Origin of the sequence: Streptomyces olivaceoviridis (assembly GCF_014650115.1) — a bacterium.
Taxonomy (GTDB): Bacteria; Actinomycetota; Actinomycetes; order Streptomycetales; family Streptomycetaceae; genus Streptomyces; species Streptomyces olivaceoviridis.
The window spans coordinates 146,910-162,410 of sequence record NZ_BMUI01000011.1 but is presented as its reverse complement, the minus strand read 5'-3'; the positions used below and the strand labels follow the sequence as shown (position 1 = coordinate 162,410).

Below are 15,501 nucleotides of genomic sequence, written 5' to 3'. Positions count from 1 at the left end.
TCCCGTGACCCCGTGACGTGGCCGGGCCCTGGCAGGCCAGGTTGAGGAGCGGACCGTCCAGGAGTACGGCAGGCTACTCCGCAACCGCCCCCGTGATCAGTCCGCCTGAAGCTTCTCAATGACCTGCTCGGCCATGCGCCGCGCGGGCTCCAACCGAGGATCCTCCGGATGTGCGTACGGTTCGAGGATCTTCGAGCAGACGAACAGCGTCATCAGCTTGCCGTCCCGGCTCTCGAAGTCCCGCCGACGCTCTTGCCGTACACGATCGGCCAGAGACGGGACGGCGAGCGAGCTCCCCCACAGGGAAGCGGAGTCCAGTCCTTGTGGGGCGTTCCCCCAGTCCTTCCAGTTGAAGAGACCGAACTCCGGGGCCGTCACATTGGCCCATGTCAGGTCGGCGTGGGCCGGCACCCAACGCTGGACGGTCGTATCGAAGTCGACGGAAAAACAGCGCGAATGGACTCGGTGACCGACGCCTGGGTGGTGATCTCGAAGTCAGGGGTGGCGACCCGCCTCGCCCGATGCGCTGCCAGCGCCTCCAGAGAGGCGTTCAACCCATCCCACCACTCGTCCGAGAGTTCCGGGGCCTCACTCAGGATGGCGTTTCCGGCCGGCGCGGCGGGCAGGAGGTCAGTTTCGTCGGCCCGCCACATCACCGGTTCGTTCGCGTCGCGCCAGACGAGGCACCCCGCCATGCCGGCTGGGCGACCCCATCCAAGCGGGCGGCGCACTCCGCGCCGTTCCATCCTTGATCGGTGATCTCTCCGAGCAGGCGTCGCTCGATGCGGACCCAGGTCTCGCGGTCTGTCCGGGCTCCCACGGACTGGCGCTTGCGTACCGCCGTATCCGGGAGGAAGAGCACCCGCAGATACCGCGCGACGCGGCCCAGAACCTCGTCAACAGGTCGACTGCCTGACTCGCGGAGACCGAGAGCGTCATACACGCGACCGTGGCAGCGGGGCAGCGAGACCACGTGATGTCGTTCACCGGAAACGCCGGCTGCGACCACGGCCAGCCAAGCCCTACCCCGCCATGCCGGAAGATATCACCGAGGCCTTTGACCAGGCACGGCCCGTGACCCATGTCGGTGCCGTGGTGATTGCACGGATAGCCACGCACACAGAAACAGATGATCACCTACGAACGTTCGTAGGTGATCACCTGCTGCTACGGCTGTCGGGGTGGCGGGATTTGAACCCACGACCTCTTCGTCCCGAAGCAAATTGGAAGCAGCCTTGGCCTTGGGCTGACCCGCGGCTCACCTGCGCTGATGGTCCGCCACCGTCCGCGCTCGTCCGCCGATGTTCGACGGCGTTGTCACGCAGTTAGACACTCGCCCCGCGAGTCCGGCCTACTTCTTGCGGCGCTTGCTCGCCTTCTTTTTCAGCTCAGCCTGGCCGCGCTTCGTCCAGTCACCTTGGTGGCGGTAGCAACGCGACGTGCCTTTCATCGTCTTGTTGCGGCAGCTACCTCGGTCCGTCGGCCAACCGCACTTCCCCTGCTTCCACTCAGCCACGGTCCTTCCCCCTCCCGTTGGTCCGCCTGGGATCCGTGCATCCAGCCTGAGTCACCTTGCCTACACAGGGCAGGGCGCATAGCCGTCGGCATCGAGTGAACCGGGCGTACGCGGGTGAGTACGTCGAGGAAAGAGCCTCACTCGATGATCTCGGACCGCTCTCGAACTTGATCGTCCAACTTGCCTTCTTCCAGATCGCTCAGTGCGGCTGCATATCCGGCCATGATTGCCTCATGTACGACGTCATGAAGGTCTACGGGGATCGCGTCGAAGATGCCCGAGCAGACGTTCGCGGCTGCGTCGTACGCGGGGCGGTAGTGCGCGTCACGGATATCGCCGCCCAAGTGGCTGACGAGACTGCGTAGGTCTTCCCTGTGGTCATCGCTCACGTCGACGTCACTACCCTCGCGCCATGGTCGGGAACCACACTGCCGTGGGCCTCGACGGATCAAGGCTCTCGCCCTGGGAAGCTTGGGTTCTCCACGGGCGATTGCTCAGCTGACCTGCGACAGAGCGGCGGCGTGGCCCATTTGGCTGTCGGCTGAGTTCCCCGCCGTTCCCCGTGGTTCCCCGCTTGATCTGGCACGGTTATGGCACGTCCTGCTCGCCCCGCACCCTCTATCGGAGACTGGGGTTTCGATCATTTGGCGTGGTCGGCATGCGGGTGTAACGCTCCTGCTACCGTGTTGTATTCCAGCCGAGGGATAGGTATCTTGCCAGCTCTTCGGCACTCAGCCAGTGCGTTCCATCAGCGTCCCTGATCGGGCACTTAACGGCTGCTGGATCTCGCTTACTGGACAGAATGAACGGTTTGTGAGCGTCGGGTTGCTGCGGGATATAGATCACCAGAATGCCAGCCTCGGAATCAATAGGATGCCATTCAACTTCAAGGCCGCGAATGTATGGCTTGACTCGACTGCGCAGGATCTTTCGATATTGTTCTCTATTGATCTCTGCAGTTCGAATTGGGGTGATGGCTTCAATGATTTCGCCATCCTGTTTCGCCGCTGTTGAAAATCCAATGACTAGCAGTCCTCCGTGTAAATTGGCGAACGCGGCCACATCTTTGCAGAATTCTTCCTCAGCTGCTGGATTCCCCAGCTTGTAAGGTTGACTCTTAACGTCAAGCCAACTGCACTCTTTACGCCCCAGCAATGCTCCTGGGTTACCAGAAACAATTGCCGAGTAGGCTTGGGGTAGTGTAAAACGACTCTCTGTTACGGGTGGAGGCGTAACTTGGTGGACGCTGGTCTGCCACTTTTTAATAGCCAGGGTCAGGGAGTCGCCTGACAATTCTGGTGCGAAGAGAGCCGCAAAGGAAGAGTCGAGGGAATATCTGGGGCGCGCGGAGGTTGTGGGCAAGCTTGCGCTTAGCAAGGCACCTGTCGTTCGTAGCGCCGCAACCGGACCTGTACGCAGGTACTCGCGCGCGTTGTCCCTATACCAGGGAGTGCCGCGGGGATAGCCAGCTTGCTCACACAGCCGTTGGACCTCGCTCGCGCGTCCTGGCCCCGTTACCGCCTCGTAGTAGGCTCGGCGGTCCATGTCACTGCGTCGAGCAGCGATTGAGTCGCTCATCGCGGTGACGGTCACGATGTTGATTGGCCGCACGCCGTCGATCGAACCCACATAGAGGGCTACGAAGACCACAGCTGCGGCTCCCGGACTCGCGCCATGCGGTGCGCCGGCAGAAGTGGCAGGGAAGATTAGAGACAGACGTTGCAAATACTCTTCCTGGGAAGGCAAGAGCGCAGGCAGTGCGTCTTCTGTTAGCGTCTCAAGCATGCTTCACCCTACTGCCGCGGGCGTCAGGCGACACGGGCTTTAGCTCCAACTCCGATCTGAGCAACCGCTGAAACCGGCTAACACGGTTCCGACCACCGCTTTAGGGGAGAGGAGGGGTGATCTGCGGGCTGAGCTGCGGCTTCGCCGGCCGAGGAAGGGGGCGGGTACTTGACCGTGAGGCACCGGCGTTGCCCGTGGCTGTCCCCTGCATCTGGCACGGTTGTGGCACGAACCTCAGCCGACGACAGTCAGCCACGATGGCGGGCGCGCCGACCGACCAGGCGCGCGTGTGTTTCAGTACCCCCACCGACCTTCGCCACGTTGCTGCTGTCGTCGACCAGAGTGAGTCGCGACGGCCGCTCCGTGACGACGGTGCCCGAGCCCGCAGCCCGCTGTGACTATCAGGGCGGTCCGACCACTGACCTGGGGTGTTCTCGCCTCCTGGGAATTCTAAGAGTTTCGCGGCGGTCTGCCTGCCATTGCAACCTCCAACGGCGCTCGATTAAGAGAATTCCACCGCGCTTGAGAAACTTCTGAAGTTATCTTCGTTCGAAGACGCTGTAGCTTCCACCATGGCTTGGAAATTGGTGATTGCTAGTGCTACGCGGTCCGCGTTCTTCAACCCGCCAGAAACGGCTTCATTCAGTTGATGGGCGAACGGCAAACAGGCGGCCACGATGGGACGCCATTTCTCCTCGGCGACTTTCGGACTGATTGAGTCCTTGAAGCGGAGCGAAAAGCGATCAGGGATTGCGGATCCCAATACGGTCTCAAGACATTCCGCGATAGCGGACACCATCAGATGAATAGCGCCGCGCTGCCTGAAGAACGTCATGTGGCGATTTTGAGCCGCAGTCCTGCCATTTTCAGAGATTTGTGTGATTTCTAGCTTTGCCGCCTCGATGGCTCGCAGAAGCGAGTAGGCAAACAATACGTGGCGCGCGGAGGTTTTGTCGTTGTAAAACTGGGCGTAAACGCCATCTTCATCCCAGATGCGGCGGGTGTCGTTGTAGGCGATGTTCGGCTTTCCGTGGAAGTCTGCAAGAGCCTGTGCGACTGTCGAATCTGGCAACAGATTCCTTGATCGCTCGATAGCATCCCGAGTACCTCCCCGGCGGCCCCCCTTGTAGTCAGCGTCGGGGATGGTGGAGAATTCCTGGCGCAATCGCTCTTGGACGGCGTCCTTGCTGCGGAAGTCTGACGCCTCTACCTTATTTTGGGTGTTGTTATACCTGACGATCTCGCCTAGTACCTCTGGATCGTCGCATTTAACCGGGCCATAACCCAGGTCTCATCAAGGTTGCTGGCTTCGCTATCTGTTAGTGTGCCAATCGACCCGGTGGTCTGTGCGCCGTTGATGATCCCAAGCCCTGAGATCTCTAGGGTTGCCTCACTTCCAGTTGTCGCAGGCGTGTGAGAGAAGGAATTAACTAGGATGGTTAGCCCATTGTTGTAGACCCAGAAGTTATCGGGAGTGTCGCGAGCGGTATTTTTTATCCCGTAATTGATGTTACGTTCAGAGCGGACGATCCCTAGATAATCCCGAACATTCGGAGACATCAGATCGGATTCATGAATCTTCCATAGATCCCGCAGCCAAGAGGCGCGAACTGATGTGCAGAAAGAGCGCCATTTGGCCCCGTTGGCTTCAAAGCCACCTTGGATCGGGATAGTGAAGGAGTCCGTTACCGAAATCGGATTCTTCGTCCTGGTGTAGAACTCCTCTAGGCGATTGAGGCCGATCTCTGAAGAGGCGATAGAAGTGGTTCGCGCCTTAGGGAACTCGGAAGAAATCAATGCCTTGGCGGTATGAGCCACCTGGTCAAGCTCCGAGCGGACGTTGAGGGATTCCGGAAGGTTGTGACAATACCAGATATCGAATTCACGAACCTTATCGGATTGAAAGGCTTCCCTTACCTCCTCTGCCGCGTACCGGAGATTCTCGGGCAAGCCGTCCAAGGGCCCTTTGAGAAGCCAGGTGACCGCCGTATTGAGGTCGCTTGCCTTATTGGCCGGTGCTTCCTGCTTCTCCTTGCCGGAATAGTACGCTTGCCCAACTACTACGCGCTCACGGTCAGTGTCCACAAAAACCAGATCGCACTTCTTGTCATTGCTGCCGTCCGTGAGAGCGGTGGCGGCAACGGACTGGATGTCCTCGATTCCGAGGCTAAGCTGAAGAGCGAAAAGAATCAGACCATTGTCGCCGTACTGCTGAAGGTCATCACGGCTGGCGTATGCCGCGATGGAGGACGACTTACTCGGAACCTGTCCAGTCATGCGCAGATCGTAGCGTCCGGGGCTGTAGACCGACCAGTGAAATGACTTTTTACGGCAAGCGGCTGATTGCTGTCCGCGCGGTACGGGGGCCGGCCGGGCTGGAGCGGGGCGGAGACAGGAGCGCAGGCCCGGCCGGGGGCCGGGCCGCGCGCGGGGAGCGGAGCGAGCCGCCTTGAACCAGTAGAGAAAGTTTGAATCATGCTCGGGCTGCTGATCGTTGTGGTTGGCAGTACCGGCGCCTGCTGTCTCGTGGTGTAGAACCCTGGGCATGGGGACTGAGCGGCGGGAGCTGATGAAGGCGCTGGGAGCGCGTCTTCGAGTGCTTCGTACACAGGCTGGCCTGACCGGTGCTGTGCTGGCGCAGCGTGCTGGCGTGGGACAACCGACCGTGTCCAAGGTCGAGACCGGCCGTATGGTCCCCAGCCCGGACGTGCTCGACAGGCTCTCGCGGGCCCTCGACCTGGACGAGTCGACCAGCCGCGAGCTACGCGACCTCCTGGCCGCCGTGATGGCCGCCACCGACTCTGGCTCGGCCGCGGACGACTCAACGGGGGCCGGCGCGGCGGTAGATGAAGCGGTCCGGTCCGCGCGGTTGGTGCGCTCCTTCCAGTGCGTCGTTCTGCCGGCCATGTTGCAGAGTGCGGAGTACGCCCGGCACGTCTTCGAGAGTGCGCCCCGGTCGACGCCCGAGGCTGTCGGTCGGGCTGTTGCTGCCCGTGTGGACCGGCAGAGCGTGTTGTACGAGCCGGGGCGTGAGTCGGTGTTCGTTCTCACGGAGGCCGTGTTGCGGACCTGGCCGGGAACTCCCGCGCTGATGCTTGCTCAGCTTGACCGGCTCCTGGCCGTCGAGAGCCTGAGCACGGTACAGCTCGGGGTAATCCCCTGGCGCCGGCCGGTGCCGGTGCTGCCGCGTCATGGCTTCACCTTGTGCGACCAGCGGGCGGTCGTGGTGGAGACGTTCGACAGCGAGCGGGTGTCCACTGACACTGAGGAGTTGGCTGCCTACCAGGAGACTTTTGCTCACTTCGAGCGTGCTGCGGTCTTCGGTTCTGAGGTGCGAGAACTGCTGTTGCTCGTGATGAAGGAGTTCCGCGACCTCGGAGACTCCCTCACCCCTTAGAGGAATAATTCCTCTGAATGCCTGGCGTACCGTGTGCCCATGGGAATACTCTGCCGCTGCGCTGTCTAGCCCCCTAGACGTACGGAGGAGTCCCCGTGCTCACCAAGTGGTGCCGTGCTTTCCAAGGCCTGCCAGAAGAGGTGCCCCATGCTCGTCACTTCGTCGCATCCCTGCTGGCCGATCGCGGGCCGGTGGATGATGCCGTCCTGGTCGTGAGTGAGCTTGCGACCAACGCCTTGCGGCACACGCTGAGCGGCTCGGACGGTGGCCGCTTCTTCGTGATCGTCGGCCTCGGCGACGATGTCGTGCGGATCGAGGTGGTCGACCAAGGCGGTGAGCTGGTGCCGCACCTTTGCCATGCCACCGACCGGGAAGAGGGTGGCCGTGGACTCCGGCTGATCGCAGCCTTCGCGAAGAACTGGGGCTACACGGTCTGGCGCGACGGGCGCTCGGTGTGGGCTGAACTGGCGCGAGCGAGTGCGTGAGCGCGTCGAGTGCGATGTCTCTTCGGGCCCCCGTCGCTGGCGGTGATGAGTGAGCCCGCGGGGTGTCCCTCGCCGGAGGTCCCGGTTCTTCGTGATCGGCGTTCATACAGGGCGGCGCCTCCCGCCCATTCCGTCTAGGGCCCTAGACTCCTGGGTACTTCCAGGAGGTGCAACCATGTCGGACGAGTTGCAACGGATCACCGCGATCGATGATCCGTATCTGCTTCTGCGTGAGGTCACGAAGAGGCTGGCTGACGCGCAGCAAGAGGTGACCGAACTCGCCCGGCTCCGTCGCCGTGTGGTACAGGACCTCCACGCGCAAGGGCTGTCCTATGCGCAGATCGCAGAGAAGGCTGGCCTGAGCCGGGGAAGGATTCATCAGATCCGGCACACCGGGCCGGCGCCAGAGGGGGCCTTCCTCGGTATGGGCGCCGTCACTGTTGTGACTCCGCTGCGATGGGACGCCGAGAAGAAGCGGCCGGTCGTCGCCATGGCCGACATGAACTCGGGCAAGCGGCTGGAGGAGTTGGCCAAGTCCTACGGGCTCGCAGTCAGCTCCGGTCACGTTCTCGTGAGTGGCGAGGTCGATCTCAATCGTGACGGTCTGATCGTCGTCTGCGGGCCCGGTATGTCCGAGGCGATGAAAGACCTGTACGCCCAGGACCCGGTACTCGGCTGGGAACACCCGGAAGGTGAACCATGGGCTCTGGTGGACCGGCGGACCGGCGCGAGGTACAACGCGGGAGCCGACATCGAGCCTCGTCGTCCGCATGACGTCGGATACCTCGGCCGACTGCCACGGCCGGACGGTAACGGCTCGGTACTCGCCATCGCCGGAATCCACACCGCAGGCTCCCTTGGTGTGGTCCACCTGCTGACCTCGGACCTGAACACACTCTGGGGGCAGGTGGGGGAACGTCACTTCTCCACGCTGGTGAGTGTCGAATACGACCCCGAGACCGACGAACCGCAATCCGTCGAACTGCTCTGCCCCCTCTACCTGCACGAAGAGGAGGCAACGGCGTGATTGTCGCCCTGGGGTCGCAACCGGCCGAACCGGCGCGGGCGAACGAGGACTTCGCCGCTGCCGGTCTCGGTGCGGCCGTTCTCCTCGACGGCGCCGGCGTGGCCGGTGCGGAGACCGGATGTGTCCACGGCATCGCATGGTTCTCCTCGACGCTGGGCGGACTGCTGCTGAGCACCATCGCGGCGGTCCCCGCCCGGCCGCTCACCGACTGTCTCGCCGACTCGATCCGGGCCGTGCGCTCCTTGCACGAAGACACGTGCGACCTGACCTACCGGGCCAGTCCCACCAGCACGGTCGTCGCTGTCCGGGCCCACGCGGGAGTTCTGGACTATCTCGTCCTGGGAGACTCCACACTGCTCCTCGCCGGGACCGACGGGAGCGCCACCGCCATCACCGACCAGCGCCTGGACGAAGTCGGCAAGCGGCTGCGCGGACCGGTCGACACACTGCCCACCGGTTCATCAGAACACTCCGCCGCGCTCGCGGAATACCGGGACGCTCTGACCGGGCTCCGCAACCGGCCGGGCGGGTTCTGGATCGCCGGACCCACGCCAGAGGCGGCCGATCACGCCTTGGCCGGGACGGTGCCTGTGGACTCGCTCGCCTCCGTGACACTGCTGAGTGATGGTGCGACACGACTCGTCGACAGCTTCGAGCTGGCCGACTGGAAAGAGACCCTGGCGCTCCTCAACTCGTCGGGACCTGATGAGCTGATCCGCCGCGTACGTGAGGCTGAGGCCGGCGACCCTGACGGTCGACGTTGGCCCCGTGGCAAGGCACACGACGATGCGACCGTCCTTCACTGGTCCCTGGCGTAGCGGGTTCGCCAGAGGTTGAGGCGGGCGACTCACCCACACTCGTATACCCCCCTAGACAGTTGACGGGGCGTCGGTTACGTTTGCTGTCGACCCCCCTAGACAGTTAGGTGGTCGCCTCCCTGTGCTGTCTAGGGGGGTATCCAGTTCGAGTGGCGCCGATCACCGAAGGCGCCGACAACTCAGTGAGGTACTGATGCGAGTCATCCCCGTGGACACCTCGGCCGCAACGCTGCTCGTCACCAAGCTGCCCGAGGTGAAGGTCAGGGACCGGCAGACCGGTGAGGTCGCCGTGGACCCCGTGACCAACCAGCGGCTCATGACCCTGGAGGTGGTGTTCATCGCGGCCGGCGGTTCGGACATGATCAAGGTCACTGTTCCGGAGCAGGGCATCGGAGACGGTCTCGCCATGGGAGCACCGGTCATCCTGTCGGGACTGGTGGCCCGCCCCTGGGAAAGCGAGTTCGGCGGGCGGGCCCGTCACGGCATCGCCTACCGGGCCGATGCCGTCATGGTCGACGCTCCGGTCGCGGCGCAGGGCTGATCGCCGTGGTCGATACAGTGCGAGTGCTGTTACCGGTCCTGCTGGTCCTGGTCGTGCTCCTGGTGGTGCGTCGCCGCACGCCGGTGGTGCTCTGGTGGCTGGTCGGGTATCCCGTGGTCGCGCTCCGCTTGCTCATCTCGTACCGGGCGACGATGGACGCGTGTGGCCTGACGGTTCCGGCTTCGGCCGTCCGCCGGGCCACTGCCCGGATGATGGGGCGGCAGGCGGCGCCCGTACCGCCCCGGCGGACTTTCCCGCTGCCGACCGGATCCGGCCTCGTGATGCGGCTGCGTATGGCGACCGGACAGGCACCCGAGGATTTCACCGCCTCGGCCGACCGACTGCGGCACGCCTGGGGAGCCCACGCCGTGTACGTGCGCCCCACGAAACCGGGGTGGCTCGAACTGCGGCTGGTCGGCTGGGACGTGCTCGCCGAAGTACGCCCCGCCCGTCGTCGGGTTTCGACCGGCCCCCTCTGTCTGCCCTTGGCCCTACGAGAGGACGGCCGTTGGCACGTACGGGACTTCCGCACCGTGCCGCACGAACTGATCCTGGGCGCCACACAGTCCGGCAAGTCCGTCTACCTGCGCAACCTCCTGTGTGGCCTGGCCCGGCAACGGGTCGTGCTCGTCGGGATCGACTGCAAGTGGGGCGTCGAACTGGCCCCGTTCGCACCCCGGCTGTCGGCGCTCGCCGACGACCCGGACCGTGCGAACGAACTCCTGGACGTGTTGGTGGAAGAGATGGAGGCGCGGTTCCGGCTCATCGGTCTCAGTGGCGGGACCGGTCCGGATGCCACCCTCACCTCGGACGTGTGGGGGCTGCCGGAAACGGTGCGGCCGGTGCCGGTCGTGGTCGTCGTGGACGAGGTGGCGGAACTCTTCCTCGCCGCGAACAAGGACGACGAGAAGCGGCGGGACGCCATGGTCACCAAGCTCATCCGCCTCGCCCAGCTCGGCCGCGCGGCCGGCATCTACCTTGAAATCTGCGGGCAGCGCTTCGGTGCCGAACTCGGCAAGGGCGCGACCATGCTGCGCGCTCAGCTGACAGGCCGAGTCTGCCACCGCGTCAACGACGAAGCGTCGGCGAACATGGCGCTGGCCGACATCTCACCTGAGGCCGCGCTGGCCGCCACCTCCATCCCCGCCGAACGGCCTGGTGTCGCGGTCGTCGGCGACTCCTCCGGCGGCTGGTCCCGCGTCCGCTCGCCCCGTCTCACCCTCGAAGAGGCGGCTGCCGTTTGCCGAGACACTGCCGCCCTGGTGCCGGAACTGCCCCGGCTCGACTCCTTCCGGCCCGTCGTCGCCGTCGAATCGGCCGGGCCGGCCTCGTCCACCGCTGGTGTACCCACCGCTCGCCCGGTGGCCGAGTAGCCGCACCCCTTCTCTCCACGGCCGGCGTGACCGCCTCGCGCCACATCCCTACCCCGCCCATGCCAGAAACCGGAAGGAAACCCCATGTCACGCCCCTCCATCGCCGAGGTGAGCGCGCTCATCGCCAACCTGTCCGCGCTCCGCCAGAACCGCACCTCCGCCGAATACGCCGCGCTGATGGAGCGGAAGGCGGACCTGCTGGAGCGCATCGCGGCTCACACGCCCGGCGACGCCGAGGCCGCCGAGGTGGCCCGCCTCGCCCGTGAGCGCGCCGATGCGCTCAAGTCCGCCGGCTGACCGCATGGAAGGTAACCCGAGCTGATGCGTGCCCACCTGGTCCGCGTGGACGCCGTGATCGTCCAAGCCGTCATCGCGGGTGCCCTGTCCTTCTCCCACCTGCACGACCTCGCCTCGGCAGCCGGACAGGGCGGCTGGAAGGCGTGGGCCTACCCCGTGAGCGTCGACCTGCTGCTCGTCGCCGCCTGGCGCCGGATGAGGCAGCAGCAGCGAGCAGGGCAGGCGGCCGGGAGCCCGCGGCTGTGGTTCCTGGTGGCCCTGGCCGCATCCCTCGGCGCCAACGTCGCCACCGCCGGACTCCTCGACCTGGACCACGTCCCCGCCTCGCTCCGCGTCATCGTCGCGGGCTGGCCCGCCGTCGCCTTCTTCGGCGGCACTCTCCTGGCCCACACACCGCACGGCCCCGACATGCCGGCGGCCCCGGAACCGCCGGCCGCCGACCCGCCTGAGGAAGAGACCACCACACCGGCCGCCGTCGACGCTCCCGCCCCGGACGCGCTACCGGCACCGGTTCCCGAGCTCACCACCGCCGAGCCGGAAACCGTCCCCGCTCCGCCACCCGGCCCCGCCGTCGCGCTGCCTCCCGTCCTCATCAACCGTGTCCGGGCCCTGGCCGACGAACACCGCTCGGCCACCGGCCGCCCCGCCGACCCCGACGCCGTACGCGCCCGGCTCGGCCTGCCCCCGTCCATGACCGCGTCCGTCGCCGCCCACCTCTGAGAGGAGCACCGCCATGCACCGCCGTTTCCGCAACGTCCGCCGCATCGGCCCCGTGAACGTCGCCTCCTACGTCGACCGGGGCAGGAACCGCCACCTGGCCGCCTGCACCGCGCCGCGCTGCGACTTCTCGGCCGAGTACGACTCCCGCGCCGCTGCCGAACTCGCCGCCCGCACCCACCGCTGCTCGGCCTGACAGGAGACCACCCCATGGACGTTCCGCTCTGGCTCGCCCTGCTCGTCGTCGGCGTCCTCGGCGTCAAGCTCATCCGCCCGCCCTGGTGGCTCATCGCCGTAATTCTCCTGGGCGGCTACCTCCTCGCCGACAGCTTGCTGGCTCCTGTCATCAACTCCCTCGTCAAGTAACCCGCGAAAGGCGACCTTTCATGTTCCGGCCGAAGATCCCGACCATGCCGCAGCCGACCAGCCTGGTCACCCCTCCCACCCTCATCGAGCCGACCACGGTCACCCCGGCACCCTCGGTCCCGCCGCCGGCCTCCCCGGCTCCTGCCGCATCCCGCCCGGTCGTCCAGCTCACCCCCGGAACCGTTCTCGCCCTCGTCGGCGGCGGCACCGCCGTGGTCCTGGTCGTCGGTGCCGTCCTCGTCTCCATGCTCCTCGCCGTCGCCCTGACCGCCACCTCGGTCGCCGTCTGCGCCGTCGTCACCCGCTCCCTGCTCACCCGCCGCTGATTCAAGGCCCCTTCCCGCCCGGCTTGCCCTTGCTGTCTAGCCCCCTGGACAGGCGGGCCGGGCGGTCACCCCAACACGTGCCCCCTCAAGGAGGAACCCGCACATGCGCCCGCCGGCTCCCATGAAAGCCATCCGTCACCTGGCCGCCCTCGCCCGGCATGGCGACGTGAGTGCTTACGCCCGGCAGATCCAGCGCCTCGGCGGCTGCGAGCGGCCCGTACGAATGGAGGGCCACCGGCTGGACGTCCACGCCGCCACGGGCGAAATCGTCCGAGAAGTCATCGACCGCGACCTGCCTGCCGGACAGCTCCTCATCCGCTGCAACAACCGTCGCGCGACCCGGTGCGCCACCTGCGCCGAGACGTACCGCAAGGACACCTTCCACCTGGTCACGGCCGGACTGAGCGGCGGCAAGGGCATCGGTCCGGCCGTCGCCCAACACCCGCGCGTCTTCGCCACCTTCACCGCCCCCTCCTTCGGCCCCGTCCACAACCGCCACACCGGTGGCCGCTGCCGCTGCGGACGCCCCCACCCGGAGGACGACCCCGCCCTGGGCACACCGCTGAACGCGGAGCGGTACGACTACCGGGCAGCCGTCCTCTGGAACGCCCACGCCGGTGCCCTGTGGGCCCGCTTCACCACCTACCTGCGCCAGCAGCTCGCCTCCCGCGCGGGCGTCACCCGGACCGCACTGCGTGACTGCCTCAAGGTGTCGTACGCCAAGGTCGCCGAGTACCAGCGGCGCGGCGCCGTCCACTTCCACGCCGTCATCCGCCTCGACGGCCCGGACGGTGCCGAGTCCACCCCACCGACCTGGGCCACGACCGAACTTCTCAACGACGCGATCCGCTCGGCGGTCCGCCTCGCCGAGGCACCCGGCCCCGTCCTCGACGGTCGCACGTACGCCTTCCGCTTCGGTGCTCAGCTCGACATCCGCCCCATCCGCTCCGCCGACTTTGCAGGCGGCTCGGAGCTCTCCAGTCGGGCCGTGGCTGCCTACATCGCCAAGTACGCCACCAAGGGCGCCGAGACCGCCGGCACCCTGGACCGTCCCGTCCGCAACCCGATCACGGACCTGATCGGCTCCGGCGTCACCGACCACGCCCGGCGGATGATCCTCACCTGCTGGCACCTCGGTGGGCTCCCCGAACTCGAAGCCCTGCGTCTGCGCAAGTGGGCCCACATGCTCGGCTTCCGCGGCCACTTCTCCACCAAGTCCCGGGCCTACTCCGTGACCCTCGGCGCCCTCCGCCAGGAACGCGCTGACCACAACGAAGCCTTGGCCCGCGCACGCGCCGCCGAGGCGGGCCACCCGCTGCCCGACCCGGACACCGTCCTTGTCCTCTCCCACTGGCGCTTCGCCGGAACCGGACTGACAGACGCGGAAGCCGTCTTCTCGCCCTCTCGATCAACCGTTCTTGACGCACAAGGAGACCCGACCGTGCACGATGACGAACTCCTGACCGTTGCCGAGGTGATGGCCCGTCTACGGCTCGGCCGTTCCAAGGTGTACGACCTGATCCGCACGCGGCGCCTGCCCTCGGTCACCATCGGCCGATGCCGGCGCATCCCGGCATCCGCCCTGGGCGCCTTCATCGCCGGACAGATGGAGCGTGCGGCCTGATGACCAAGCGTCGGAGCCGCGGTGACGGCGGCCTGCACTGGGACGAGAAGCGGCAACGGTGGATCGCTACGGCGAACCTGGGCTTTGATCCGAGCGGCAAGCGGATCGTGAAGCGGGGGAGTGGCAAGACCAAGACGGAAGCCAAGAACAAGCTCAAGGAAGTGCTGCGGGACCACGAAGACGGCCTCGCCATCGCGCCCACCAACTACACGGTCAAGGACGCCGTGACGGACTGGCTGGAGTACGGGTTGGCGGGCCTCGACCCCCGCACCGTTGAGACCGTCACGCTTCTGAGTCAGAAGCACGTGATTCCGTCGCTCGGCGCGCGAAAGCTTCGCGATCTGAGCGCGGAGGACGTAGATCGCTGGCTGGCCACCAAAGCGAAGACGCTCAGCACGCGCACGCTCCAGGGAATCCACTCCTGCCTCAACCGCGCGGTCAAGCGGGCCATGGCGCGGGACAAGGTGAAGCGGAATGTCGTCGAGTTGTGCTCAGTGCCGCAGGGGCAGGCCGGGCGCCCGTCCAAGGCGCTCACTTTCGCCCAGGCTGAGGCCGTGCTCAAGGGTGCCGAGGGGACTTCGATGTACGCGTACATCGTCGTCGCGCTTCTGACCGGTGCCCGTACGGAAGAACTCCGGGCCCTCACCTGGGACCACGTCTTCCTGAAGGGCCGCCCGGATCTCGACCCGCCGCAGCCTCCGCACATCGCCGTCTGGCGCTCGGTACGGCGGAGCGGAGACACCAAGACCAAGAAGTCCCGGCGCACGCTCGCTCTGCCGGCGCGCTGCGTCGAGGCCCTTTGGCAGCAGTTCGAAGATCAGGGCTGGGATCGGCTCGCAGCTGAGGACAAGTGGGAGGAACACGGTCTTGTCTTCTCGTCGGCCGTGGGCAAGCCTCTCGACGCTGCCAATGTCCGCCGTGCCTTCCGCCAGGCGCTCAGGGGCATCGACGGGATCAACGCCGACGAGTGGACTCCGAGGGAGCTACGGCACAGCTTCGTATCCCTGCTCTCCGACCGGGGAGTCCCGCTGGAAGAGATCTCCCGGCTCGTCGGCCACTCCGGGACCGCCGTGACGGAGGAGGTCTACCGGAAGCAGATCCGGCCCGTGATCCAGACCGGTGCCGTGGTCATGGACGGGATCTTCGGCGCCGACCCGCGACGCTCGTAGACACTCGGGAATCGATAGTCACGCAGATAGACACGCAGCAAAGTCAGAGGGCCCTCACCG

Annotated in this window: 17 protein-coding genes and 1 pseudogene; 13 read left to right on the top strand and 5 right to left on the bottom strand. The window is 65.9% G+C overall.

What is annotated here, in order from left to right:
* Positions 1-96: 96 nt before the first annotated feature.
* The 5 genes and pseudogenes from IE273_RS21990 to IE273_RS45535 form a co-directional block, all read right to left on the bottom strand.
* Positions 97-943: pseudogene (locus IE273_RS21990) on the bottom strand (hypothetical protein).
* Between the two features lie 710 nt (positions 944-1,653).
* Positions 1,654-1,905 (bottom strand): hypothetical protein, encoded by a 252-nt coding sequence (locus IE273_RS21985; protein WP_189816886.1) that lies wholly within the window; start codon positions 1,903-1,905, stop codon positions 1,654-1,656.
* Positions 1,906-2,194: 289 nt separating this feature from the next.
* Positions 2,195-3,301, bottom strand: a complete 1,107-nt coding sequence (locus tag IE273_RS21980; RefSeq protein ID WP_189816885.1) for an RNA-binding domain-containing protein — start codon at positions 3,299-3,301, stop codon at positions 2,195-2,197.
* Positions 3,302-3,803: 502 nt separating this feature from the next.
* A complete protein-coding gene (locus tag IE273_RS21975) occupies positions 3,804-4,541 on the bottom strand; it encodes a hypothetical protein (RefSeq protein ID WP_506005261.1) in 738 nt (245 codons plus the stop codon).
* A gap of 5 nt (positions 4,542-4,546) precedes the next feature.
* On the bottom strand, positions 4,547-5,578 hold the full coding sequence (locus tag IE273_RS45535; RefSeq protein WP_189816884.1) for an AIPR family protein: 1,032 nt from the start codon (positions 5,576-5,578) through the stop codon (positions 4,547-4,549).
* 268 nt (positions 5,579-5,846) lie between these two features.
* On the opposite strand from IE273_RS45535, the gene IE273_RS21965 reads away from it, so the two are divergent.
* The 13 genes from IE273_RS21965 to IE273_RS21905 all read left to right on the top strand — a co-directional run bounded on the left by IE273_RS21965 (position 5,847) and on the right by IE273_RS21905 (position 15,441).
* Positions 5,847-6,698, top strand: coding sequence for a helix-turn-helix domain-containing protein (locus tag IE273_RS21965; RefSeq protein WP_189816883.1), 852 nt, complete (start codon positions 5,847-5,849; stop codon positions 6,696-6,698).
* A gap of 95 nt (positions 6,699-6,793) precedes the next feature.
* Positions 6,794-7,183, top strand: a complete 390-nt coding sequence (locus IE273_RS21960; protein ID WP_058081312.1) for an ATP-binding protein — start codon at positions 6,794-6,796, stop codon at positions 7,181-7,183.
* Positions 7,184-7,358: 175 nt separating this feature from the next.
* Positions 7,359-8,210 carry a sigma factor-like helix-turn-helix DNA-binding protein gene (locus IE273_RS21955; RefSeq protein ID WP_189816882.1) on the top strand — a complete coding sequence of 284 codons (852 nt, stop codon included), beginning with the start codon at positions 7,359-7,361 and terminating at the stop codon, positions 8,208-8,210.
* Complete coding sequence (locus tag IE273_RS21950; protein WP_189816881.1) at positions 8,207-9,028, top strand: integrase; 822 nt, start codon at positions 8,207-8,209, stop codon at positions 9,026-9,028. The genes IE273_RS21955 and IE273_RS21950 overlap by 4 nt, the downstream gene beginning before the upstream one ends.
* A 193-nt stretch (positions 9,029-9,221) precedes the next feature.
* Complete coding sequence (locus tag IE273_RS21945; protein WP_189816880.1) at positions 9,222-9,569, top strand: SCO3933 family regulatory protein; 348 nt, start codon at positions 9,222-9,224, stop codon at positions 9,567-9,569.
* Between the two features lie 23 nt (positions 9,570-9,592).
* Positions 9,593-10,942 carry an FtsK/SpoIIIE domain-containing protein gene (locus IE273_RS21940; protein ID WP_373309380.1) on the top strand — a complete coding sequence of 450 codons (1,350 nt, stop codon included), beginning with the start codon at positions 9,593-9,595 and terminating at the stop codon, positions 10,940-10,942.
* A gap of 84 nt (positions 10,943-11,026) precedes the next feature.
* Entirely contained in the window at positions 11,027-11,239 is a 213-nt protein-coding gene (locus tag IE273_RS21935; RefSeq protein ID WP_189816878.1) for a hypothetical protein, read from the top strand.
* Positions 11,240-11,263: 24 nt separating this feature from the next.
* Entirely contained in the window at positions 11,264-11,959 is a 696-nt protein-coding gene (locus IE273_RS21930) for a DUF2637 domain-containing protein (RefSeq protein WP_189816877.1), read from the top strand.
* 13 nt (positions 11,960-11,972) lie between these two features.
* Positions 11,973-12,152: a mobile element transfer protein gene (locus tag IE273_RS21925; protein WP_030339219.1), complete on the top strand. Its 180-nt coding sequence runs from the start codon at positions 11,973-11,975 to the stop codon at positions 12,150-12,152.
* Positions 12,153-12,166: 14 nt separating this feature from the next.
* Positions 12,167-12,322 carry a hypothetical protein gene (locus tag IE273_RS21920; protein ID WP_132788645.1) on the top strand — a complete coding sequence of 52 codons (156 nt, stop codon included), beginning with the start codon at positions 12,167-12,169 and terminating at the stop codon, positions 12,320-12,322.
* Positions 12,323-12,342: 20 nt separating this feature from the next.
* Positions 12,343-12,648, top strand: coding sequence for a SpdD-like protein (locus IE273_RS21915; protein WP_189816876.1), 306 nt, complete (start codon positions 12,343-12,345; stop codon positions 12,646-12,648).
* Between the two features lie 103 nt (positions 12,649-12,751).
* Positions 12,752-14,272 carry a helix-turn-helix domain-containing protein gene (locus tag IE273_RS21910; RefSeq protein ID WP_189816875.1) on the top strand — a complete coding sequence of 507 codons (1,521 nt, stop codon included), beginning with the start codon at positions 12,752-12,754 and terminating at the stop codon, positions 14,270-14,272.
* Complete coding sequence (locus IE273_RS21905) at positions 14,272-15,441, top strand: site-specific integrase (RefSeq protein ID WP_189816874.1); 1,170 nt, start codon at positions 14,272-14,274, stop codon at positions 15,439-15,441. Before IE273_RS21910 ends, IE273_RS21905 begins: the two co-directional genes overlap by 1 nt.
* Positions 15,442-15,501: the final 60 nt, after the last annotated feature.